The organism is Paenibacillus xylanexedens, from assembly GCF_007676705.1.
In the GTDB taxonomy this organism is placed as follows: Bacteria; Bacillota; Bacilli; order Paenibacillales; family Paenibacillaceae; genus Paenibacillus; species Paenibacillus xylanexedens_C.
On the sequence record NZ_VEBF01000043.1, the window covers coordinates 1 to 413 of the forward strand.

Sequence of the window (413 nt, forward strand, 5' to 3'; positions counted from 1 at the left end):
TGGAGAAGGAGTGGGGAAAAGGGAGTGAAGGATGGTGAACAAAATTGGGTTGTTAGAGGTGGGGGAAGGGATTAAGGGGGGATTGATGGAAGGGAAAATTTGTGAAGGGGATGGAAGAGGATTAGTTTGTGTGGATAGGGAAGAAGTGGAGATGAAGTTGGTCGGTGAGATTATCGCAAAAGACTTGAATGTGAAAGAGAGTGAGGGGGGTGTTGGGTTGTAGAAGGAATGTTGGAAGATGAAAAAGTGAAAAGGGGTTTGGTTTAGGAAGGAGGTAAGAGTGGGAGTTAATAGGATTGGGGAATGGATTGATATGGTAAGTGGCTGTGGTGTGGATATGAAAAGAAAAGAAGGAGAGGATGAGGATGATTAGGAGATCGTTATCGATATTGCAAAACGGAAATAATTGAAGT

General features: G+C 43.3%; 1 protein-coding gene. It reads left to right on the forward strand.

Translation table 11 applies throughout. From position 1 onward, the window contains the following. The first annotated feature begins 31 nt into the window (after positions 1 to 31). Positions 32 to 223: a hypothetical protein gene (locus tag FS628_RS33175; protein ID WP_145326650.1), complete on the forward strand. Its 192-nt coding sequence runs from the start codon at positions 32 to 34 to the stop codon at positions 221 to 223. Positions 224 to 413: the final 190 nt, after the last annotated feature.

Excerpts from the sequence above, each read along its gene's own strand:
- FS628_RS33175 (WP_145326650.1), top strand. The coding sequence starts at position 32 with ATGGTGAACAAAATTGGGTTGTTAGAGGTGGGGGAAGGGATTAAGGGG.